The 21,092-nt window shown below is 64.4% G+C and carries 17 protein-coding genes; 7 read left to right on the top strand and 10 right to left on the bottom strand.

Features of this window, described 5'->3' with window-relative positions; translation table 11 throughout:
* The first annotated feature begins 11 nt into the window (after positions 1 to 11).
* Entirely contained in the window at positions 12 to 872 is an 861-nt protein-coding gene (locus WHZ77_RS04150) for a prephenate dehydratase (protein ID WP_375312524.1), read from the top strand.
* Positions 873 to 892: 20 nt separating this feature from the next.
* On the opposite strand, the gene WHZ77_RS04145 is transcribed toward WHZ77_RS04150, so the two are convergent.
* Positions 893 to 1,906 carry an LLM class flavin-dependent oxidoreductase gene (locus WHZ77_RS04145; protein ID WP_375312523.1) on the bottom strand — a complete coding sequence of 338 codons (1,014 nt, stop codon included), beginning with the start codon at positions 1,904 to 1,906 and terminating at the stop codon, positions 893 to 895.
* A 386-nt stretch (positions 1,907 to 2,292) separates the two neighbouring features.
* Here WHZ77_RS04145 and metF point away from each other — a divergent pair, with 386 nt between their 5' ends.
* The 4 genes from metF to WHZ77_RS04125 all read left to right on the top strand — a co-directional run bounded on the left by metF (position 2,293) and on the right by WHZ77_RS04125 (position 8,473).
* Complete coding sequence (gene metF / locus WHZ77_RS04140) at positions 2,293 to 3,219, top strand: methylenetetrahydrofolate reductase [NAD(P)H] (protein ID WP_375312522.1); 927 nt, start codon at positions 2,293 to 2,295, stop codon at positions 3,217 to 3,219.
* A 6-nt stretch (positions 3,220 to 3,225) separates the two neighbouring features.
* Positions 3,226 to 7,083 carry a methionine synthase gene (gene metH, locus WHZ77_RS04135; protein WP_375312521.1) on the top strand — a complete coding sequence of 1,286 codons (3,858 nt, stop codon included), beginning with the start codon at positions 3,226 to 3,228 and terminating at the stop codon, positions 7,081 to 7,083.
* A 245-nt stretch (positions 7,084 to 7,328) separates the two neighbouring features.
* The gene (locus WHZ77_RS04130) at positions 7,329 to 7,724 is read left to right on the top strand and encodes a hypothetical protein (RefSeq protein ID WP_375312520.1); all 396 of its coding nucleotides are present in this window, start codon (positions 7,329 to 7,331) and stop codon (positions 7,722 to 7,724) included.
* The gene (locus tag WHZ77_RS04125; RefSeq protein WP_375312519.1) at positions 7,685 to 8,473 is read left to right on the top strand and encodes a hypothetical protein; all 789 of its coding nucleotides are present in this window, start codon (positions 7,685 to 7,687) and stop codon (positions 8,471 to 8,473) included. The genes WHZ77_RS04130 and WHZ77_RS04125 overlap by 40 nt, the downstream gene beginning before the upstream one ends.
* A gap of 15 nt (positions 8,474 to 8,488) precedes the next feature.
* Here the strand turns inward: WHZ77_RS04125 and WHZ77_RS04120 are convergent, their stop codons facing one another.
* Complete coding sequence (locus WHZ77_RS04120) at positions 8,489 to 9,118, bottom strand: glutathione S-transferase family protein (RefSeq protein WP_375312518.1); 630 nt, start codon at positions 9,116 to 9,118, stop codon at positions 8,489 to 8,491.
* 116 nt (positions 9,119 to 9,234) lie between these two features.
* Here WHZ77_RS04120 and WHZ77_RS04115 point away from each other — a divergent pair, with 116 nt between their 5' ends.
* Positions 9,235 to 9,651: a DUF6636 domain-containing protein gene (locus tag WHZ77_RS04115; protein WP_375312517.1), complete on the top strand. Its 417-nt coding sequence runs from the start codon at positions 9,235 to 9,237 to the stop codon at positions 9,649 to 9,651.
* Positions 9,652 to 9,700: 49 nt separating this feature from the next.
* Here the strand turns inward: WHZ77_RS04115 and WHZ77_RS04110 are convergent, their stop codons facing one another.
* From WHZ77_RS04110 to WHZ77_RS04075, 8 genes are all read right to left on the bottom strand, one after another.
* On the bottom strand, positions 9,701 to 10,294 hold the full coding sequence (locus WHZ77_RS04110; RefSeq protein WP_375312516.1) for a GNAT family N-acetyltransferase: 594 nt from the start codon (positions 10,292 to 10,294) through the stop codon (positions 9,701 to 9,703).
* Between the two features lie 210 nt (positions 10,295 to 10,504).
* Positions 10,505 to 12,010 carry a glycerol kinase GlpK gene (gene glpK / locus WHZ77_RS04105; RefSeq protein ID WP_375312515.1) on the bottom strand — a complete coding sequence of 502 codons (1,506 nt, stop codon included), beginning with the start codon at positions 12,008 to 12,010 and terminating at the stop codon, positions 10,505 to 10,507.
* Between the two features lie 323 nt (positions 12,011 to 12,333).
* Positions 12,334 to 12,726 carry an endonuclease domain-containing protein gene (locus WHZ77_RS04100; RefSeq protein WP_375312514.1) on the bottom strand — a complete coding sequence of 131 codons (393 nt, stop codon included), beginning with the start codon at positions 12,724 to 12,726 and terminating at the stop codon, positions 12,334 to 12,336.
* Positions 12,727 to 12,831: 105 nt separating this feature from the next.
* Complete coding sequence (locus WHZ77_RS04095) at positions 12,832 to 13,605, bottom strand: SDR family NAD(P)-dependent oxidoreductase (protein ID WP_375312513.1); 774 nt, start codon at positions 13,603 to 13,605, stop codon at positions 12,832 to 12,834.
* 130 nt (positions 13,606 to 13,735) lie between these two features.
* Positions 13,736 to 14,878 carry a pimeloyl-CoA dehydrogenase small subunit gene (gene pimD / locus WHZ77_RS04090; RefSeq protein WP_375312512.1) on the bottom strand — a complete coding sequence of 381 codons (1,143 nt, stop codon included), beginning with the start codon at positions 14,876 to 14,878 and terminating at the stop codon, positions 13,736 to 13,738.
* A gap of 135 nt (positions 14,879 to 15,013) precedes the next feature.
* Positions 15,014 to 16,204, bottom strand: a complete 1,191-nt coding sequence (gene pimC / locus WHZ77_RS04085) for a pimeloyl-CoA dehydrogenase large subunit (protein WP_375312511.1) — start codon at positions 16,202 to 16,204, stop codon at positions 15,014 to 15,016.
* Between the two features lie 25 nt (positions 16,205 to 16,229).
* Positions 16,230 to 17,891, bottom strand: a complete 1,662-nt coding sequence (gene pimA / locus WHZ77_RS04080) for a dicarboxylate--CoA ligase PimA (protein ID WP_375312510.1) — start codon at positions 17,889 to 17,891, stop codon at positions 16,230 to 16,232.
* 103 nt (positions 17,892 to 17,994) lie between these two features.
* Positions 17,995 to 20,091: a 3-hydroxyacyl-CoA dehydrogenase NAD-binding domain-containing protein gene (locus WHZ77_RS04075; RefSeq protein ID WP_375312509.1), complete on the bottom strand. Its 2,097-nt coding sequence runs from the start codon at positions 20,089 to 20,091 to the stop codon at positions 17,995 to 17,997.
* A 130-nt stretch (positions 20,092 to 20,221) separates the two neighbouring features.
* Between WHZ77_RS04075 and WHZ77_RS04070 the strand changes: the two genes are divergently transcribed.
* Positions 20,222 to 21,088, top strand: a complete 867-nt coding sequence (locus WHZ77_RS04070; protein WP_375314654.1) for an IclR family transcriptional regulator — start codon at positions 20,222 to 20,224, stop codon at positions 21,086 to 21,088.
* Positions 21,089 to 21,092 lie beyond the last annotated feature (4 nt).

Below are 21,092 nucleotides of genomic sequence, written 5' to 3'. Positions count from 1 at the left end.
CAAGGCCCGTCATGAGCAAGCTGAAAATCGCATTCCAGGGCGAGCCTGGCGCCAATTCCCACATCGCCATCGTCGAGGCCTATCCCGACGCCGAGCCGATGCCCTGCGCCACCTTCGAGGACGCGCTGTCGGCGATCTCGTCGGGTGAGGCCGATCTCGGCATGATCCCGATCGAGAATTCGGTCGCCGGCCGGGTCGCCGACATCCACCATCTGCTGCCGGCCTCCGGCCTCTTCATCGTCGGCGAATGGTTCTTGCCGGTCCGGCATCAACTGATGGCGGTGAAGGGGACCAGGATTTCCGACATCAAGAGCGTCGAGAGCCATGTCCATGCGCTCGGCCAGTGCCGGCGCGTCATCCGCAAGCTTGGCATCAAGCCGATCGTGCACGCCGACACCGCCGGCAGCGCCCGCGACATCTCCGAGCGCAACGACAAGACAGTCGCCGCGATCGCCTCTCGCCTCGCCGCAAAGATCTACGGCCTCGACATCCTGGCCGAGGACATCGAGGACGAGGCACACAACACCACGCGCTTCGTGGTGCTGGCGCGTGAGCCGAAATGGGCGGCGCAAGGTTCGGGCCCGCTGGTCACCACTTTTGTCTTCCGGGTGCGCAACCTTCCCGCCGCGCTCTACAAGGCGCTCGGCGGCTTTGCCACCAATGGCGTCAACATGACCAAGCTCGAGAGCTACATGGTCGACGGCAATTTCTTCGCCACGCAGTTTTACGCCGACGTTGATGGCCACCCCGACGACAAGGGGCTCGCCTTCGCGATCGAGGAACTGAAATTCTTCTCGCGCGAATTCCGCATCGTCGGCGTGTATCCCGCGCACCCGTTCCGCGCGACGTTCAGCGAGACGCAGCAGGACTAGTTTCGTATCCCGGATACCGTTTACGCCGTCGCTCTCAGCCCGAACGCCTTTGCCAGCAGCGAATACGACTTCTTCCGCGCGTCGTGGTCATACACCGCCGTGATCACCATCAGCTCATCCGGCTTGCTGGAATCGAGCAGCGGCTGAAGCTTCTTCTGTACCGTCGCAGGGCTGCCGACGAACAGGCGCGAGCGGTTGCGGAGGATCGAGGTGCGGTCGGAGTCGGAGTAAGGATAGGCCAGCGCCTCCTCGACGCTCGGCAGCGGCAGATATTGACCGCGGTCGCGGCGCAGCCGGTTAAGGTCGAAGGACGTGGCGAGCTTTTCGGCCTCCTCGTCGGTGTCAGCCGTGATGACCGCGACGGCGAGGATCGCGTGTGGCGCCGCGCGCCAGGCCGAGGGCTGGAAGCGATTGCGGTAATGCACCATCGCGTCGATCGCATCATGGGAAGCAAAGTGATGCGCGAAGGCGAAGCCCATGCCGACCTGGGCGGCCAATTCCGAGGAATAATCGCTGGAGCCGAGCAGCCAGATCGGCGGCAACGGCGTATCGTCGGGCATCGCGACGACGTTGTGATAGGGATGTCCTGCGGGGAATTCGCGGGTCTGCCACAAGATCAGCTCGTGCAGCCGCTCCAGGAAATCGTCGCCCTCGCGGCGGTCGAGCCGGCTGCGAAGCGCATACGCCGTCGCGCCGTCGGTGCCGGGCGCGCGGCCGAGGCCAAGGTCGATGCGGCCGGGAAACAGCGCCTCCAGCATCTTGAAGCGCTCGGCCACGACCAGCGGCGCGTGGTTGGGCAGCATCACCCCGCCCGAGCCGACCCGGAGGTGCTTCGTCACCGCCGCGATCTGCCCAATCATCACGTCGGGCGCGGGGCTCGCGACGGAGGCGAGGTTGTGATGCTCCGCGAGCCAGTAGCGGACATAGCCGAGCCCATCGACATGACGCGCCAGATCGATGCTGTTGCGCAGCGCCGCGGCGGGTCTTGTGCCTGTGGTGACGACGGAGAGGTCGAGGACTGAGAGCGGGATCATGGCGCGCTAACGTAGTGGAGGCTGGCGGAGCGGCAATGGGCAGACAACGCAGGTCTGACGTGTACCGGCCGCGAACCCGCCAGCCTGATCGAAACGCAATGTTGGGACAGAATGCCCCTCCATAACACAGCGTACATACTGCCCACCCAACAGAGGCCGGCCCACGAGCCTCAAATATTCGAGCATACATCTGATATTTCTAAGATATTATTCTTTTGGAGGGCTTCCCACCCGAATTGGATGCAGCGCAATATTTGGCATATATCGGCAACAGATGGGCTATTTCCCACCTCCGATGGGCTGTCGAGAGGCCCCTCTTTGCCCTATCTTACCCTCTCCCAATTAGCGCTGACCGCCGGCCGCCAAAATCTGGAGTGAGTGGTGCCATGACCGATCCGACGACGCCTGCCCACGCCGACGGGCGAGACGGGAACCTTGCCGTCCGGCGGCCTGCTATCTCCTTCGAGTTCTTTCCGCCCAAGACGGAAGATATGGAGCGCAATCTCTGGGACACCATCAACCGGCTGGCCCCGCTCGATCCGAAATTCGTCTCGGTGACCTATGGCGCCGGCGGCTCGACCCGTGAGCGCACTCATTCCACCATCGCACGCATCCTGAAGGAGACCGCGCTGCTGCCGGCCGCGCATCTGACCTGCGTCGGCGCCTCGCGCGGCGAGATCGACGACATCGTCGACCGCTATCACGAGGTCGGCGTCCGCCACATCGTGGCGTTGCGCGGCGATCCGGCCGGCGGTATCGGCACGCCCTATTCCAGCCATCCCGACGGCTACCAGAGCTCGGCCGATCTCGTCGCTGGGATCAAGAAGCGGCATGCGGATATCGAAGTCTCGGTCTCGGCCTACCCCGAGAAGCACCCCGAAGCGCGCGACTTCGACGCCGACATCGACACGCTGAAGGCCAAGGTCGATTCCGGCGCGACCCGCGCGATCACGCAGGTCTTCTTCGATAACGACCTCTACTTCCGCTATCTCGATCGCGTCCGCGCCCGGGGGATCAACATCCCGATCGTGCCGGGCATCATGCCCATGCACAATTTCAAGCAGGCCCGCAATTTCGTCACCCGCGCCGGCACCAGCGTGCCGGACTGGTTCGCCGCCAAATTCGAGGGCCTCGATGACGATGCCGAGACCCGCAAGCTGGTGGCCGCGACGGTCGCAGCCGGCCAGGTGCAGAAGCTCGCCAAGAACGGCGTCGACACCTTCCATTTCTACACCATGAACCGCGCCGATCTCGTGTTCGCGATCAGCCATTTGCTCGGCATCCGCGCCAAGAGCGCGCAGAAGGCGGCCTAAGACAACATGACCGTACCCATCTCTCCCAAGCGAACTGCCCTGCTCAATGCCGCCCGCGAGCGTATTCTCGTGCTCGACGGCGCCATGGGCACGATGATCCAGAACCTCCAGTTCGACGAGGCCGCCTTCCGCGGCGAGCGCTTCAAGAACTTCCATCGTGACCTGCGCGGCAACAACGATCTGTTGATCCTGACCCAGCCGCAGGCGATCGAGGACATCCACGCCGCATATTTGCGCGCCGGTGCCGACATCGTCGCCACCAACACCTTCTCCACGACCTCGATCGCGCAGGCCGATTACGACCTCACCGACATCGTCTACGAGATGGCGCGCGAAGGTGCCCGCCTCGCCGGCAATGCCGCACGGCGCGTCGAGGCCGAAGACGGCAAGCCGCGCTTCGTCGCCGGCGCCATCGGCCCGACCAACCGCACCGCCTCGATCTCGCCCGACGTCTCCAATCCCGGCTACCGCGCCGTCACGTTCGACGATCTGCGCAAATCCTATGGCGAGCAGATCAACGGCATGCTCGACGGCGGCGTCGATCTGCTACTGGTCGAGACCATCTTCGACACGCTGAACGCCAAGGCGGCACTGTACGCGATCGCCGAGATCACCGAGGCGCGCGGCATCGACGTGCCCGTGATGGTATCAGGCACCATCACCGACAAATCCGGCCGCCTGCTCTCGGGGCAGATGCCGGAGGCGTTCTGGCATTCGGTGCGGCACGCCAAGCCTGTTACCATCGGCTTCAACTGCGCGCTCGGCGCGGAGGATCTGCGCGCGCATATCGCCGATATCGGCCGCGTCGCCGATACGCTGGTGTGCGCCTATCCGAATGCCGGCCTGCCCAACGAATTCGGCCAGTATGACGAGACGCCGGAATACATGGCGCGCCTGGTCGGCGAATTCGCGCGTGACGGCCTCGTCAACATCGTCGGCGGCTGCTGCGGCACCACGCCGGAGCATATCGCCGCGATCGCCGCGGCCGTGGCCCCGCACAAGCCGCGCATCGTGCCGGAGATCGAACCGCGCCTGCGGCTGTCCGGCCTCGAGCCATTCGTGCTGACGGACGCGATCCCGTTCGTGAACGTCGGCGAGCGCACCAACGTCACGGGATCGGCGCGCTTCCGCAAGCTGATCACGGCCGGCGACTACACGGCCGCGCTGCAGGTCGCGCGCGACCAGGTCGAGAATGGCGCGCAGATCATCGACGTCAACATGGACGAGGGCCTGCTCGACTCCGAAGCAGCGATGGTGACCTTCCTCAACCTCGTCGCAGCCGAGCCCGACATCGCCCGCGTCCCCGTGATGGTCGATTCCTCGAAATTCTCGGTGATCGAAGCCGGCCTGAAATGCGTGCAGGGCAAGCCGGTCGTCAACTCGATCTCAATGAAGGAAGGCGAGGAGAAGTTCATTCACGAGGCCAACATCGCCCGCCGCCATGGCGCGGCCGTGGTGGTGATGGCGTTCGACGAGGCTGGCCAAGCCGACACGTTCGCGCGCAAAACCGATATCTGCAAGCGCGCCTACGACATCCTAGTCAACCGCGTCGGCTTCCCGCCGGAAGACATCATCTTCGATCCGAACATCTTTGCGATCGCGACCGGCATCGAGGAGCACAACAATTACGGCGTCGACTTCATCGAGGCGACGCGCTGGATCCGCCAGAACCTGCCGCACGCGCATATCTCCGGCGGCGTCTCCAACCTGTCGTTCTCGTTCCGCGGCAACGAGCCGGTGCGCGAGGCCATGCACTCGGTGTTCCTGTATCACGCCATCAAGGCCGGCATGGACATGGGCATCGTCAATGCCGGGCAGATGATCGTCTATGACGATATCGACGCCGAATTGCGCCAGGTGTGCGAGGACGTCGTCCTCAACCGCGACCCCGGCGCTTCCGAGCGCCTGCTGGCGCTCGCGGAAAAATTCCGCGGCAACAAGACCCAGACCAAGGAAGCCGATCTGGCCTGGCGCGAATGGCCGGTGGCGAAGCGGTTGTCGCATTCGCTGGTGCACGGCATCACCGAATTCATCGAAGTCGACACCGAGGAGGCTCGCAAGGAGTCCTCGCGCCCGCTCGACGTCATCGAAGGTCCGCTGATGGCCGGCATGAACGTGGTCGGCGATCTCTTCGGCGACGGCAAGATGTTCCTGCCGCAGGTGGTGAAATCGGCGCGCGTGATGAAGCAGGCGGTGGCCTGGCTGATGCCATTCATGGAAGAGGAGAAGGCGCGCAACCTTGCCAACGGCATCGGCACCGAAGGTTCGTCGTCGGCCGGCAAGATCGTGCTCGCGACCGTCAAGGGCGACGTCCACGACATCGGCAAGAACATCGTCGGCATCGTGCTCCAGTGCAATAATTTCGAGGTCATCGACCTCGGCGTGATGGTGCCTGCGGCCAAGATCGTCGAGACCGTCAAGGCGGAGAAGGCCGACATCGTCGGCCTGTCCGGCCTGATCACGCCCTCGCTCGACGAGATGGCGTTCTTCGCCGCCGAGTTGCAGCGCGAAGGGTTGAAGCTGCCGCTGCTGATTGGCGGCGCCACGACGAGCCGCGTACATACCGCGGTCAAGATCGACCCGAGCTATCGCGCCGGCCCCGTCGTGCATGTCAACGACGCCAGCCGCGCCGTCGGCGTCGCCTCTTCGCTGCTGTCGCCGGAGAGGCGCGAAGCCTATGCGGCCGACGTGCGTGCCGAATACGCAAAGATCTCGGATGCGCATTTCCGCGCTCAGGCCGACAAGAAGCGGCTGAAGCTGGATGTGGCCCGCGCCAACCGCGTGCCGGTCGACTTTGCCGCGCACAGGCCGGTGAAGCCGACCTTCCTCGGCATCCGCAGCTTCGACGAATACGACCTCGCCGAGCTCGTGCCCTATATCGACTGGACGCCGTTCTTCCAGACCTGGGAGCTCGCCGGTCGCTTCCCCGCCATCCTCGACGATGCCAAGGTCGGCGAGGTCGCCCGCTCGCTGTATGACGACGCGCGAAAGATGCTCGACCTGATCGTCAGGGAGAAATGGTTCCGGGCGCGCGCCACGGTCGGCTTCTGGCCGGCGAACGCGCAAGGCGACGACATCGTGCTCTATGCCGACGAAAGTCGCACGAAGACGATCGCGACGCTGCACACGCTGCGCCAGCAGCTCGAGAAGCGCGAGGGCCGCTTCAACGCGGCGCTGTCCGACTTCATCGCGCCTGCCGGCACTGGCATTCCCGACTATGTCGGCGGCTTCGTCGTCACCGCCGGGATCGGCGAGGATGCGGTCGCCGACCGCTTCAAGATGGCGAACGACGACTACTCCTCGATCCTGTGCAAGGCGCTGGCCGACCGTCTCGCCGAAGCGTTCGCCGAGCGCATGCATGCCCGCGTGCGCCGCGAGTTCTGGGCCTATGCGCCGGACGAAGCGCTGTCGACCGACGAGCTGATCCTGGAGAAGTACCAGGGCATCCGCCCCGCGCCCGGCTATCCCGCCCAGCCCGATCACACCGAGAAGGCGACGCTGTTCGAGCTGCTCGATGCCGAAGCCACCGCCGGCGTGAAGCTGACCGAGAGCTTTGCGATGTGGCCGGGCTCCTCCGTATCCGGGCTCTATTTGGCGAACCCCGAGAGCTATTATTTCGGCGTCGGCAAGATCGAGCGCGACCAAGTCGAGGACTACGCCGCGCGCAAGGGGATGACGGTGACCGAAACCGAGCGCTGGCTCGCACCGGTGCTGAACTACATCCCGTCGCGCGAGGGAGCCGACAAGACGTTCGCGGCAACGCCCGCGAACGACGAAACGTCGAAGGACCTTGCCTCGCATCCGCCGGGCTGTACCTGCGCGGTGCATCTGGTCTGGCAGAAGAAGCGCGCGGGGGCGGGGTAGGCCCGCCTTCGCTCAAAAACCGAAAGGTCGAAAACAACCCCATGCACAGTAGGGATGGGGTTGGAAATGCTTGGCAAATTTCTGTTTTAGCGAATTTGTTTGCTCCGTCGGGCAAAACACCTGTAATATTCCATCATCGCCAGCCGCGCGTGTCGGACTTCGTCGGATGCTGTGCGCTCCAATCTCGTGTCCCGGACGCGCCAAGCGCGAGCCGCGACCCGGAAGGCGGCACCCGAGAGAATGCGATGAGATGGGCCCCGGCTCTGCGGCGTACCGCTGCACTGGACGATGCTGCGCATCGCCAGGGAAGCGCTGCTCTGCGTCCGGGGCACGACAGCGGTTTTCAGCTACAACCGCTGCGAAAGCGGCGCTGTCCTGCAACTCGCTGCGATGGGTTTATTATCTCGCGGGAACCGCGCACCTGTGAACTCGATCACTTGTCCGCTCAACCTTGGTTCGTTAGTCTATCGGCCTACTATCAAACCGACGATTTGCTTGGGATCGAACATATGAAGCAGTTCATTGCACTGTTCGTCGCCGCGATCGCTCTCGTCGTGCTGCCCACGATTGCCGCGGCGGACTGTCCGAAAGGCTACGTGCCATGCGGCGAGAAAAATCAGTTGTGCTGCCCGGGAAAGTAGTTGGCCGCGGGTGGTTTTGGCTAAGTAGCGGCGTCTTTGTCGCGATCGCGCTGGTGATGGTCGCTGTCTGGGCCGGATACCCGCGAAAGAAGCAGACGATCACCGCCATCCTCTCCGAGACCGGATATTTCGAGGTGGTGCCGCCAAGCACGTTCGGCGGTCCCGGCACGATCAACACGATCGAATATCTGAGCAGCGGCAGGCTGGAACTGCATCCGACCTGCGACGTCGATCCGGATTTGCTGGTCAACAAGATCCAGAAATCCCGGACCGTGGACCGGGACCTGAAGCAGTCGCTCGAGAAGAAGCTCGACGTGTCGGCCCAGGTCAGGGAGAAGCTGTCGGCCGTCGCCGGGATGCAGCAGGTCGAGGCGGTCAACCTCAAGCTCGAGAACGCCAACATTCTGCTGATTTCCGACGAGTCGCTGATCTCGACCCGGAATGCATTGCTGAAGTCCGAATGCGAGGACGCGGTCACCCAGAACATTTCGAGCGGCGGCGTGGTGTGCCAGACGCGATCCGTCCTGGAAGCCGATGTCGTCTACGAGATCAAATATCGCAAAAGGATTTCGATGGAGGAGAAGGCCAAGCTCACGTCCGAGATCGCGGCGAAGCTCGACCTCGACGTCCACGAAGGAGCGGAGGACAAGGTGTCCGGCTCTCAATTGTTCTTCGGCATCAGGCTGTCGCCAAATCCGATCGTCATGAAAACGGCGGCGGGCGAGGTCAACCCCTGCACGCGGAAATAGGATCGACGCCGACGCTCATCCCTTCGGCGGCGCCAGCGGCTGCACGATCTCCCGGAACGGCGCCAGCGCCTCGCAATGCTCGGCATGCGCTGCGAGCGCCGGATAGACAGTGGCGTCAAACAGCTGCGGATGCGCCTCGCGGGTGAAGCGGACCACGCAGGCGACGACGATGTCCGCATGGCCGATGCGGTCGCCCAGCCAGTATGGCGTCGTCACCTTCGCCCGCTCGGCCTCCAGCGCCTTCAACACGTCGCCAATCTGCGCCTGGCAACGCTCGACCCACAATGCAAGCTGCTCCTTCCGCAGCACGCGCTCATAGAGCAGGCTCACCGCCTTGTCGCCGAGGCCGGAGGCCAGCGCGCAGATGCGCAGGTGCTTCCGCCGTTCGGCGCCGCCGCGCGGCAGCATCGCCTTTTCCGGCCCCACCAGTTCGTCGAGATAGTCCAGGATGAACATGCTCTCGATCAGCGCCTCGCCGTCGTCCAGCACCAGCGTCGGCACACGGCGCAGCGGATTGAAGGCTGCGATCTTGTCGGCATCGCCGAAGGTCGACCACGGCCTGTGCTCGAAGGCGAGCCCGTAAAGCCGCAGCGCAATCGCGACGCGGCGGACGAAGGGGGAGTCGTATTGGCCGATCAGGAACATGGGTTTCTCTCGTCATTGCCGGGCTTGACCCGGCAATCCATCACGCTTCAGACTAGAGTTTGATGGATGCCCGGATCAAGTCCGGGCATGACGATTCTGGGTCGAGGCACGATCTCATGCGATATTTCTGGCCTGTCATTCTGGGTGTCTTGCTCTCCGCTGCAAACCTCGCCCACGCCCAGGACCGCCCGATCGGCTTCCAGACGCCATCGAAAAACGTCGCCTGTCAGTCCTTCACCGACAACGGTCAGGGTGTTCTTCGTTGCGATATCATGAACCTGGAAAGCCGCCCGCGCCGGCCCGCCGATTGCGAACTCGAATGGGGCAACGCCTTCGAGATGAGTGCGAAGGGAGCCGCGGGGCGCATCTGTGCCGGCGACACCATCATGGACCCGTCACTGCCGGTGCTCGCCTATGGCGAGGTGTGGCAGCGCGCGGGGTTTACGTGCCGGTCGGAGCAGACGGGACTGACGTGCTTCAATGCGATGCAGCGCGGGTTTTCGCTGGCGAGGGCGGAGCAGGAGGTGTTTTGAGCTTGTAGCTGGCATGGAGCGGAGCGGAATGCGGGGAAGCAGATACACACTACTCGATGATCGGCACATGCCGCGCTGCATCGCGCGGCGCGGTGCCGTCGAGGCGCGGATCGTCGGCGATCTCGATCTGGCGGCGGAACGGGCGGAAGCCGGAGCGCTGGTAGAACGCAACGGCTGACGGATGATCAAAGGTGCAGGTGTGCACCCAGACGCGGCTGACATCGCGTGACCACGCCATCTCCAGCGCGCGATTCATCAGGAAGCGGGCGGCGCCGGTGCCGATCAGCCCGGCGGTGACGCCGAAATAGACCAGCTCGCACTGGCCGGGCTCGCGAAAGTCCAGTTCGAGCAGGCCTTCATCGCGGCCGTCCACGACCAGTGCATGGACTTCGATTCCCAGCGCGTGGATGATCGCGGCAAGTTCGGCGTCGTTCATGCGCGCCCGCGAAAACCACAGCCACTCCTCGCCGACGCGGCGGTGGAGATCGCGGTACCAGTAAAGCGCGGGCGCATCGACCTTGCGCAGGGTCCAGCTACCTGGCGGATCGTCGCGGGGCTCGGGACGCGCCTTCATCTCCAGATGGGTGACGACGGCGGCGATCTTCCCAGCCGGGACGTCGGAATATCCGTCGGGAAGGATCATCCTTGCTGACTCCACTTCATCGCGAGAGACGCCGAAACTGGCGCTACACACTCCGTTGTCATCCCGGACAAGCGAAGCGCAGATCCGGGATCCATATCCACAGGGAGCGGTTTGAAGAAGATTGGTCGTTCGGGATTGGCTCCGTTCTCCATCGACAGACCTCGCGGTATGGGTCCCTGCGTTCGCAGGGACGACGCCGTGGATAGCGTATCAGCCCTCCCCCTCGTCACTCGCCAGCACGCCCTTCACCGCCCTCGCCCATCCCGCCAGCTTCCGCTCGCGCGTCGCCTGGCTCATGGCCGGCTTGAAGCGGTGCTCGAGGCGCCAGTTGTCGGCGAACTTGGTCGGCTCGGGATAGACGCCGGCCTGGAGGCCGGCGAGATAGGCGGCACCTAACGCCGTGGTCTCCTGGATCACCGGACGATCGACCGGCGCGTTCAGCAAATCCGCCAGACGCTGCATGGTCCAGTCGGATGCGGTCATGCCGCCGTCGACGCGGAGCACGACGCTGGCGGTGTCCGAGCTCGGCCAGTCCGCGCGCATCGCGGCCCAGAGGTCGAAGGTCTGGTAGCAGACGCTCTCCAGCGCGGCGTGGGCGAGCTCGGCCGGGCCGGTGTTGCGGGTGAGGCCGAACAGCGCGCCGCGCACGCGCGGATTCCAGTAGGGTGCGCCCATGCCGACGAAGGCCGGGACGAGGTAGACGCTCTGCATCGAGTCCGACTGATCGGCAAGCGGTCCGGTCTCGGCGGCGTGCTTGATGATGCCGAGGCCGTCGCGCAGCCATTGCACCGCGCTGCCTGCGACGAAGATCGAGCCTTCGAGCGCGTAGGTGCGTTTGCCGTCGAGCTGATAGGCGATGGTGGTAAGCAGCTTGTTCTTCGAGGCCACCGGCGTGGTGCCGGTGTTGAGTAGCGCGAAGCAGCCGGTGCCGTAGGTCGACTTCATCATGCCCGGGCGGAAGCAGGCCTGGCCGATCGTCGCGGCCTGCTGGTCGCCGGCGATGCCTGAGATGAGAATCGCGCCGCCAAACAGGTCCGGCGTGCTTTCGCCGAAATGGGCCGAGGAATCCTTTACCTCGGGCAGCATCGAACGCGGCACGCCGATGATCTCAAGCAGCTGGTCGTCCCACTGTCCGGTGTGGATGTTGAACAGCAGCGTGCGCGAGGCGTTGGTGGCGTCAGTGGCGTGCACCTTGCCGCCGGTGAGGCGCCAGAGCAGGTAGCAATCGACGGTGCCGAACATCAGCTCCCCGCGCGCGGCGCGCCCCCGCGCGCCGGGGACGTGATCGAGGATCCATGCGACCTTGGTGCCGGAGAAATAAGGATCGATGATCAGGCCGGTTTTTTCCGAGATCACCGGCTCGTGGCCGTCGGCTTTCAGTTTTGCGCAAATGTCGGCGGTGCGGCGGTCCTGCCAGACGATGGCGCGGTGCACGGCCTGGCCGGTGGCGCGGTCCCACACCACGGTGGTCTCGCGCTGATTGGTGATGCCGATCGCGGCGATGTCCCTGGCGGTGATGCCGGCCTGCGCGATCGCATCGCGGCAGACCATCACGGTCGAGGTCCAGATGTCCTCCGGCTCGTGCTCGACCCAGCCCGAGGCCGGAAAATGCTGCGGAAACTCCGCTTGCGCCTTCGCCGCGATGGAGATGTCGCCGCGAAACACGATCGCGCGCGAGGAGGTGGTGCCCTGGTCGATGGCGAGGACGAAAGACATGGTAGCTACCCTGGCGTTTGGCTCGGCGTTTCCCGTGAGAGGATCATTGTGTCGGGCCAAAGGGAGCGGATTGGAGGCGGAAGGTCAAGGTAGGGCTCTCGCTTACCCTCCCCTGGAGGGGGAGGGTCGGGTCGCATGCAGCGAAGCGGAATGCGAACCGGGGTGGGGTGACAGACTGTCCGCGAATGTGTTGCTCCTTGTTGTCTGTAGCGTTTCTTCGATCCGGTGATACCGCCTTTGCGGCTTCACCCCACCCCGCTCGCGCTACGCGCGATCGACCCTCCCCCTCCAGGGGAGGGTAAACAAGCCGCGTCCCGTCTAGTCTAGGTGCGGCGGTGCTTCAACGGTGTAGCTTCCGCCTCGCGCGATCCATAGAGCTCGACATAGATTCGCTCGAGCACAGCCGTCAGATCGGCCGCGATCTCCGAGTTCCAGAAGCGGATGACGCGATAGCCTTCGTTCTCGAGCCAGCTCTGCCGCGCACCGTCTCGCTTGGCTGTCTCGTCTTCGTTGTGGTGGCCACCATCGAGTTCAACAATGAGACTCTTGGCCGGGCAGAAGAAGTCGACGACGTAACGGCCGATGGGGGCTTGTCGACGGAAGTGGGAGCCTTCGATCGGCAATTCCTTGAGGGCACGCCACAGAATCCGCTCATGCGGCGTCGTGTTCGCTCTCAGCCTCTTCGCGGCGGCGCGGCGGATTGATGTTGAGACCATTGCCGTGGCTTCACCCCACCCCGCTCACGCTACGCGCGAGCGACCCTCCCCCTCCAGGGGAGGGTAAGTGAAGCCGCGTCGCGGTGCAATTGCAAGTGGTAGCGGTTACACCGCCGCCGTCGTCACACCGCCGTCGATCACGATGGTCTGGCCCGTCATGAAGCTCGACGCATCCGAGGCAAGGTAGGCGACTGCGCCTGCGATTTCGTCGGGTTCGCCGATGCGGCGGAGCGGGGTGGTGGCGGTGCGGCGCTTGAGGTTGGCTTCGTCTTCCCAGAGGGCGCGGGCGAAATCGGTCTTGACGAGGCCGGGGGCGATGCAGTTAACGCGGACGCCCTTCGGGCCCCATTCGCCGGCGAGCGAACGGCACAGCGCGAAGTCGGCGGCCTTGGAGATGCCGTAGGCGCCGATCACCGTGGAGCCGCGCAGGCCGCCGATCGAGGAGATGATGACGACGGAGCCGTTGCCCCGCTCGGCCATTTGCGGGATCGCCAGCGCCGAGAGCCAGATATTGCTCTTGACGTTGCTGCCCATGATCTTGTCGAAGGCTTCATCCGTGATGTCGAGCAGCGGGCCGTAATAGGGATTGACGGCGGCATTGCAGACGAGGATGTCGATCTTGCCGTAGTGCTTGATCGTCCCCGAGACAAGCGCCTCGACCTCGGCCTTGCGCGCGATGTTGCAGGGGATGACGGTGGCGTCGCCGCCGGAAGCGTTGATGCCGTCGGCGACTTCCTTGCACGCTTCCGCCTTGCGCGATGACACCACGACCTTGGCGCCGAGCTTTGCGAGCAGTTCGGCGGAGGAACGGCCGATACCGCGGCTGGAGCCGGTGACGATTGCGACCTTGCCGGTGAGATCGAACGGGGTGTTTTTCATGGGTGTTGCTCTCTCCTTTGTCATTCCGGGCGCGCGAAGCGCGAGCCCGGAATCCATTTCACCGCGCGTGAAGACGCCCGATGGATCCCGGGCTCATCGCTTCGCGATGCCCCGGGATGACGGCGGTGGCCTAGATCAACCCACCCGCATCCGCGACGCGGCGCTGGTGATAGTCCGTATCGCCGAACGAGTTCTCGATCATGGTGAGGCGCTTGAAGTAGTGGCCGATCTTCGCCTCCATGGTCATGCCGATGCCGCCGTGGAGCTGGATCGCCTGCTGTCCGACGAACTTCAGCGATTTGCCGATCTGCACCTTGGCCGCGGCGATAGCGTTGGTACGCTCCTTGGCGTCCTCGAAATCACCGGCCATGGTCGCGAACATCGACATCGAGCGCGCCTGCTCGGCGGCGACGAACATGTCGGAGGCGCGATGCTGCAGGCTCTGGAACGAGCCGATCGCGACGCCGAACTGCTTGCGCGTCTTGATGTACTCGACCGTGGTCTTGAGCGACTCGTCCATCAGGCCGACCGCTTCGGCGCAGAGCGCGATGCGGGCCTCGTCCACCACGCGCTCGATCAGCGCGAGGCTGTCCTCGGGATTGCCGAGCGCGGCATCGCTACCAACCTCGACACCGGTGAAGGTGATGTCGGCGGCGTGCAGGCCGTCCTGGGTCGGGTATGACTTCCTGGTCACGCCCTTCGCGTTCGCCGGAACCAGGAACACGCCGATACCGCTGGTGTCGCGGCGGCCGCCCTTGGTGCGCGCGGTGACGATCAAATTGTCGGCGTTCTCGCCGTTGAGCACGACGAATTTTTCGCCGTCGATGACCCAGCCGTCGCCCTTCTTCTTCGCGGTCGTGGTGACGTCGAAGAGATCATAGCGCGAGTTCTTCTCGAGCTGGGCGAAAGCGAGCGTCTTGCTGCCGTCGATGATCCCGGGCACATGCGCGGCCTTCTGCGCGTCGGTGCCGGCGTGGCGCAGGAAGCCGCCGCCGATCACGACCGTTGCGAGATAAGGCTCGAGCACCAGTGCCTTGCCGAGCGCTTCCATCACGATCATGGTCTCGACACCGCCGCCGCCGAAGCCGCCGTCGGCTTCCGCGAAGGGAAGTCCGAGCAGGCCCTGCTCGGCGAGCTTGCCCCAGACGGCTTTGCTCCAGCCGCCCTTTTCCTTCATGTACTTCTTGCGGCTCTCGAAATCGTAGGAATCGGTCAAGAGTCCGTCGATGCTGTCCTTGAGAAGCCGCTGCTCCTCGGTCAAATCAAAATCCATGTTCTTTGGTTCCTCGTACCCGAAATTGTCTGGCTTCGTCATCCCGGGGCGCGCGCAGCGCGAGCCCGGGATCCATACTCCCGATCGTGGCTATGGATTCCGGGCTCGCGACTTCGTCGCGCCCCGGAATGACGCCTAGAGTCCCAGCACCGCCTTGGCGATGATGTTGCGCTGGATCTCGTTGGAGCCGCCGTAGATCGAGACCTTGCGGTTGTTGAAGTAGCTCGGCGCGATCTGGGCGGTCCAGTCCATGGCTTCGTTGGAGCCGTCGTCGCCGTGCACGTCGAAAGGCGCGGCGAACGGGCCGATCACTTCCATCAAGAGTTCGGTGGTGGTCTGCTGGATCTCGGAGCCCTTGATCTTCAGCACCGAGGAGGCCGGATTGGGCTTGCCTTTGCCGTGCTTGCCTTCGTCGGCGACGACGCGCAGCTGGGTGAGCTCGAGCGCCTTCAGCTCGATCTCGCAAGCCGCCAGCTTCTCGCGGAAGGCAGCGTCCTGGATGATCGGCCTGCCGCCGGATTCGACCTTGCCGGCGAGTTCGCGGATGCGGCGGAGCCGCTCCTTGGAGACACCGACGCGCGCGATGCCGGTGCGCTCATTGCCGAGCAGGAATTTTGCGTAATCCCAGCCCTTGTTCTCCTCGCCGATCAGGTTCTCGTAGGGCACCTCGACGTCGTCGAAGAACACTTCGTTGACCTCGACGCCGCCGTCGATGGTCTGGATCGGGCGCACCGTAACGCCCTTCGACTTCATCGAGAACACGATGAAGGAGATGCCCATCTGCTTCTTGGCATTGTTGTCGGTGCGGCAGAGGCAGAAGATCATGTCGGCGTGCTGGGCCAGCGTGGTCCAGGTCTTCTGGCCGTTGATGATCCACTTGTCGCCCTTGCGCTCGGCCTTGGTCTTCAGCGAGGCGAGGTCGGAGCCGGAGCCGGGCTCGGAGAAGCCCTGGCACCACCAGTCGTCGACATTGGCGATGCGCGGCAGGTACTTCTTCTTCTGCTCTTCGTTGCCGAAGGTGTAGATGACCGGGCCAACCATGCTGACGCCGAAGGCGAGCGGCTGCGGCGCGGGATAGGACTGCAGCTCCTCGTTGAAGATGTAGTGCTGCACGGAGGTCCACCCCGTGCCGCCATATTGCGTCGGCCAGTGGCTGGTGCCCCAGCCCTTCTTGTTGAGGATGCGCCACCACGTCACCATCTCGTCCTTCGAGAGGTGGCGGCCCTCGACCAGCTTGCGCCGCGTGTCCGGCGGCACGTTGTCGCGGAAGAACGAACGCACTTCCTCGCGAAACGCCTGCTCTTCTTTCGTGAATGCGAGATCCATCGGATCCTCCTGTGAGCTCTCTTGTTTATGGAGTGGATTGTGCCGGTTTCTGCTGCTGCCGCAATTCGTGGCGCGACAGCTTTCCGACCGGCGTGCGCGGCAGTTCGTCGACGAATTCGACCTCGGTCGGCAATTCGTGCTTGCCGACCTTGCCGGCGAGCTGCGCGCGCAGATCGTCGAGCAAGAACGGCTTTGCGTCCGGCTTGAGCTTGATGAAGGCCTTGGCGGCCTCGCCGCGATACTGGTCGGGGATGCCGAGCACGATCACCTCGTGCACGCCTGATATGGTGTAGATCGCCTGCTCGATCATCTGCGGATAGACGTTGAAGCCGCCGGAGATGATCATGTCCTTCTTGCGGTCGACCAGGAAGAAATAGCCGTCGGTGTCGACATAGCCGATGTCGCCGGTGAGGAAGCGGCCGTCGGCGAAGGACTCCGCGGATTCCTTCGGCTTGTTCCAGTAGCCCTTGGTGACGTTCGGGCCCTTGATGCGGATCTCGCCGACTTCGCCCGGCGGCAGCACCTTCGTGGGATCGTCCAGCGAGACGACGTCGAGCTCGATGCCGGGCAGCATCAGGCCGATCGAACCCGGCTTGTCGGGGCCATCAGGCGGATGGCCGGTGCCGGGCGAGCAGGTCTCGGTCATGCCCCAGCCGCTGCGCAGCTTCTTGCCGACCTTGCGCTCGAAGAAATTGGCGATCTCCACGGGCAGCGGCGCGCCGCCCGAACCGATCGTGGCGAGCGAGGAGAAGTCACGCTTGTCCAGATCGGGCAATGCGGCGATCGCGATCCACATCGTCGGCACGCCCGGGAAGTAGGTGGCGCGCTTGACCTCGATGTCGCGCATCACGGCTTCGACGTCGAAGCGCTGGTGCAGCGAGATCAGATTGCCGCGGCTGAGCGACGACAGCAGCACGACGGTGAGCGCGTAGATGTGGAACAGCGGCAGCACGCAGATCACGCGCTCGACGACGTCACCACGCGCCGCTCGCGACGGCTTGCCCCAGACGTCGTAGACCGACACCGCCGAGGTGAGGTTGCCGTGGGTGAGCATCGCGCCCTTGGGCAGGCCGGTGGTGCCGCCGGTATATTGCAGCAGCGCGACGTCATCGGCCGTGACAACAGGCCATTGCGCCGGCGCAGCCGCGCCCTCGACGAAGGCCTTGAAGGTGACGATGCGGGGATCGCTGGGAATCGCTGCCTGCGGCGTGCCGACCTTGCCCCAATGATCGTCCTCGCAGACGACCAGGCGGTCGATCAGGCCCTTCTCCAGGAATTTCAGCGCCGTCGGCAGCAGCGCGGCGAGGTTGGACGTGACCAGCAGGCGCGAACCGGAGTCCGAGACCTTGTGGGTCAGCGCGATCTCGCCGTCGAGCGGGGAGAGATGCGCGACGCGGGCGCCCGCCTTCAGCGCACCGAAGAAATTGACGGGGTGATCGGGCGTGTTGCCGAGGAACAGCGCGACGGAGCTGTTCTTGCCGCACCCGGCGCGGAGAAAGGCGGCAGCCGCGCGCTCGGCCATGGCAGCGAGCCCGGTATAGGTGATCGGACGATCGCGGAATTCCAGCGCGGTGCGCGGGCCGTAATTCGCGGCGGCGTTCGACAACAAGTCAGGAAGCGTGCCCTGGACGATGGTGTCGTCCCAATGCACGCCTTCGGGATAAAACTGTTCGCCGGGATGGGTCATTAACGATCTTGATTGCAGTGAGGCGGGCAAACTGCCCAGGCTCCCTTCCCCCTTGTGGGGAAGGGTTGGGGAAGGGGGTAGCCACGAACGCCGGCGACCGTAATCACGCCGCCTTCGAGCCCGCCGCCAGCGAGGCGAAGGTCTTGCCTTCGGCCGCGAGCTTCTTCAGCAGCGGCGCAGGCTCGAGGCTCGGATCGTTGGTCTCCTTGGCGTAGAAGGCCAGGCGATCGGCGATGTGCTTGAGGCCGACGGTGTCGGCCCAGAACATCGGGCCGCCGCGATAGATCGGCCAGCCGTAGCCGTAGAGCCAGACCACGTCGATGTCGGAGGGACGCGCCGCGATGCCTTCTTCGAGGATTTTCGCGCCCTCGTTGATCATCGGATACATCATGCGCTCGAGGATTTCGTCGTCGCTGACGATGCGCTTCTTGCGGCCGAGGCGGAGCAGCGTCTCGTCGATCAGCTTCTCGACCTCGGGATCCGGCAGCGCCGAGCGGGAGCCGGGTTCGTACTTGTAATAGCCCTTGCCGGTCTTCTGGCCGAAGCGGCCGGCCTCGCACAGCGCGTCCGCGATCTCGGACTTGATGCCGCGGTCCTTGCGCGAGCGCCAGCCGATGTCGAGGCCGGCGAGATCGCCCATCGCGAACGGTCCCATCGGCATGCCGAACTTCGTGACCACGGCGTCGACCTGTTGGGGCAGCGCACCTTCGAACAAAAGCTTCTCGGACTGCTTGCCACGCTGCGCCAGCATGCGGTTGCCGACGAAGCCGTCGCAGACGCCGACCACGGCCGGCACCTTCGCGATCTTGCGCGCAATGGTCACGGCAGTCACCAGCGCGTCCGGCGCGGTCTTGTCGGCGCGGACGATCTCGCACAGCTTCATGACGTTGGCCGGCGAGAAGAAATGCATGCCGAGCACGTCCTGCGGACGCCTGGTCGCCTTCGCGATCTCGTCGATGTTGAGGTACGAGGTGTTGGAGGCGAGCACGGCGCCCGGCTTGACGTACTGGTCGAGCTTGCCGAACACTTCCTTCTTGACCGCCATGGTCTCGAACACGGCTTCGATGACGAGGTCGGCATCGCCGACATTCTCGATGCCGACGACGCCGGTGATCAGCGCCATGCGCTTGGCCGGCGCGTCAGCCGGGATACCGCCGCGCGCGGCGGTCGCTTCCCAGTTCTTCTGCATGATGCCGAGGCCGCGCTTGAGCTGCTCCTCGCCGGTCTCGATCAGGGTGACGGGAATGCCGGCATTGGCAAAGGACATCGCAATGCCGCCGCCCATGGTGCCGGCGCCGAGAATGGCAACACGGTTAACGGGACGCGACTTGGTGCCTTCAGGGACGCCCGCAATCTTGGCGGCCTCGCGCTCGGCGAAAAAAGCGTAGCGCTGCGCCTTGGACTGGTCGCTGGCGACGAGCTTCAAGAAGCCCTCGCGCTCCTTCTTCAGACCTTCGTCGAACGGCAGGTCGATGGCATAGCCGACGGCGTCGGCCGCCGCGAACGGCGCTTCCAGGCCGCGCGACTTCTTGGTCATCGAAGCGACCGCATTGGTGAAGATCGAACGATCGGCCTTCGCCGCCGCAAGCTTGGAATCGTCGTCGCGCAGCCGGCGTAGCGGACGCTTCTCGGCGAGCAGCTTGCGGACGAAAGCCTCACCACCGGAAGCCGGGCCTTCGACGATCTCCTCGATCAGGCCGTTCTTCAGCGCTTCCGCAGCGCCAATGGGGTCACCGCCGACGATCATCTTGACGGCGAGCTCGGGGCCGACCGCGCGCGGCAGGCGCTGGGTGCCGCCGGCGCCCGGCAGCAGGCCGAGCTTCACCTCGGGCAGGCCGAGCTTTGCCTCTTTGACAGCCACGCGGAAATGACAGGCCAGCGCGACCTCGAGGCCGCCGCCAAGCGCGGTGCCGTGAATTGCGGCCACGATCGGCTTCGGCGAGCCCTCCATCTCGGCCAGCACTTCGTTGAGGCCGGGCGGCTTCGGCGGCTTGCCGAATTCGGTGATGTCGGCGCCGGCGATGAAGGTGCGGCCGGCGCAGGTGAGAACGATGCCCTTGATCGCGGGATCGGCGATTGCGGCCTTGATGCATTCCAGGATTCCACCGCGGACTGCGGCACTCAGCGCATTGACCGGAGGACTGTTGACCGTGACGATCCCGACTTCGTCATGACGCTCAAGCTTGACCACTTCGCTCACGGTGTCCCTCCTTGGTGGGGATGTACTTTTGTTCGGTTTCGCGGTGCGGAATTTAATTCCGCATCTTGACGGCAGGGTTATTTTGAAGCACGGACGTTGTCAACGACTCCGCGCAAGAAGCAGATCAGGGATGAAGCGTACAGGAAAGAAGACAGCGACCGACCGGAATTTCGTCGTCGCGCTTTCCCGCGGACTTGATGTATTGCGCGCATTCCACCCCAGCGACGGCCTTCTCGGCAACCAGGAAATCGCGGCCCGCACGAATCTGCCGAAACCGACAGTGTCGCGGCTGACCTACACATTGACGAAGCTTGGCTACCTGACGCCGGTTCCCCGTTTCGAGAAATATCAGCTCGCGCCAGCCGCGATGGCGCTCGGTTACGCCGCGCTGGCCAATCTCGGTGTTCGGCATTTGTCCGAGCCGTTCCGCGAGGAAATGATGCGCGCGACGGGAGGAGCCGTCGCGATCGGCGGTCGCGACCGTCACAGCATGATCTATTTCGGGCAAAGCCGCGGCAGCGAGACCGTCGGCGTTCAACTGGACGTCGGCTCTCGCGTGCCGATTGCAACCAGCGCGATGGGCCGCGCCTATTTCTGGGCGCTCGACGAAGACAATCGCGCCGAAGTATCCCGCATCCTGCGCGAACATTACGGCAGTCGCTGGCCCAAGATGCGCGACGGACTGGAGCGTTCCGGCGAAACCGTCGCGAAACACGGCTTCGCGATTTCCGTCGGCGACTGGCATGACGACATCGGCGCCGCCGGCGTCGCGCTCAGGCTCAACGATGGAACCGGCCCTTACGCATTCAATTGCGGCGCGCCCGCATTCCGCTTCACGGAAGAGCGTTTGATCAACGACATTGGACCGCGTCTGCTTGCGATGGTAAGGAACATCGAAGCGGCACTCGGTGGACTGATGCCGCAATCCAAAAAAGAAGTCAGCAAAAAGCTGAAATCAGGAGGGAAAGTTGCTCGAGTGGCCGAGGGGTTCAGATAGCCTT

Origin of the sequence: Bradyrhizobium sp. A5, assembly GCF_042076515.1 — a bacterium.
Lineage (GTDB): Bacteria > Pseudomonadota > Alphaproteobacteria > Rhizobiales > Xanthobacteraceae > Bradyrhizobium > Bradyrhizobium cosmicum.
This window is presented reverse-complemented; position numbering and strand designations above follow the sequence as displayed.

Excerpts from the sequence above, each read along its gene's own strand:
- WHZ77_RS04070 (WP_375314654.1), top strand. The coding sequence starts at position 20,222 with ATGAAGCGTACAGGAAAGAAGACAGCGACCGACCGGAATTTCGTCGTC.
- pimC (WP_375312511.1), bottom strand. The coding sequence starts at position 16,204 with ATGGATCTCGCATTCACGAAAGAAGAGCAGGCGTTTCGCGAGGAAGTG.
- WHZ77_RS04100 (WP_375312514.1), bottom strand. The coding sequence starts at position 12,726 with ATGGTCTCAACATCAATCCGCCGCGCCGCCGCGAAGAGGCTGAGAGCG.
- WHZ77_RS04110 (WP_375312516.1), bottom strand. The coding sequence starts at position 10,294 with ATGATCCTTCCCGACGGATATTCCGACGTCCCGGCTGGGAAGATCGCC.
- WHZ77_RS04125 (WP_375312519.1), top strand. The coding sequence starts at position 7,685 with ATGCGGCGAGAAAAATCAGTTGTGCTGCCCGGGAAAGTAGTTGGCCGC.
- WHZ77_RS04095 (WP_375312513.1), bottom strand. The coding sequence starts at position 13,605 with ATGAAAAACACCCCGTTCGATCTCACCGGCAAGGTCGCAATCGTCACC.
- WHZ77_RS04130 (WP_375312520.1), top strand. The coding sequence starts at position 7,329 with ATGAGATGGGCCCCGGCTCTGCGGCGTACCGCTGCACTGGACGATGCT.
- pimA (WP_375312510.1), bottom strand. The coding sequence starts at position 17,891 with ATGACCCATCCCGGCGAACAGTTTTATCCCGAAGGCGTGCATTGGGAC.
- metF (WP_375312522.1), top strand. The coding sequence starts at position 2,293 with ATGACCGATCCGACGACGCCTGCCCACGCCGACGGGCGAGACGGGAAC.
- WHZ77_RS04145 (WP_375312523.1), bottom strand. The coding sequence starts at position 1,906 with ATGATCCCGCTCTCAGTCCTCGACCTCTCCGTCGTCACCACAGGCACA.
- metH (WP_375312521.1), top strand. The coding sequence starts at position 3,226 with ATGACCGTACCCATCTCTCCCAAGCGAACTGCCCTGCTCAATGCCGCC.
- glpK (WP_375312515.1), bottom strand. The coding sequence starts at position 12,010 with ATGTCTTTCGTCCTCGCCATCGACCAGGGCACCACCTCCTCGCGCGCG.
- WHZ77_RS04115 (WP_375312517.1), top strand. The coding sequence starts at position 9,235 with ATGCGATATTTCTGGCCTGTCATTCTGGGTGTCTTGCTCTCCGCTGCA.
- WHZ77_RS04120 (WP_375312518.1), bottom strand. The coding sequence starts at position 9,118 with ATGTTCCTGATCGGCCAATACGACTCCCCCTTCGTCCGCCGCGTCGCG.
- pimD (WP_375312512.1), bottom strand. The coding sequence starts at position 14,878 with ATGGATTTTGATTTGACCGAGGAGCAGCGGCTTCTCAAGGACAGCATC.
- WHZ77_RS04150 (WP_375312524.1), top strand. The coding sequence starts at position 12 with ATGAGCAAGCTGAAAATCGCATTCCAGGGCGAGCCTGGCGCCAATTCC.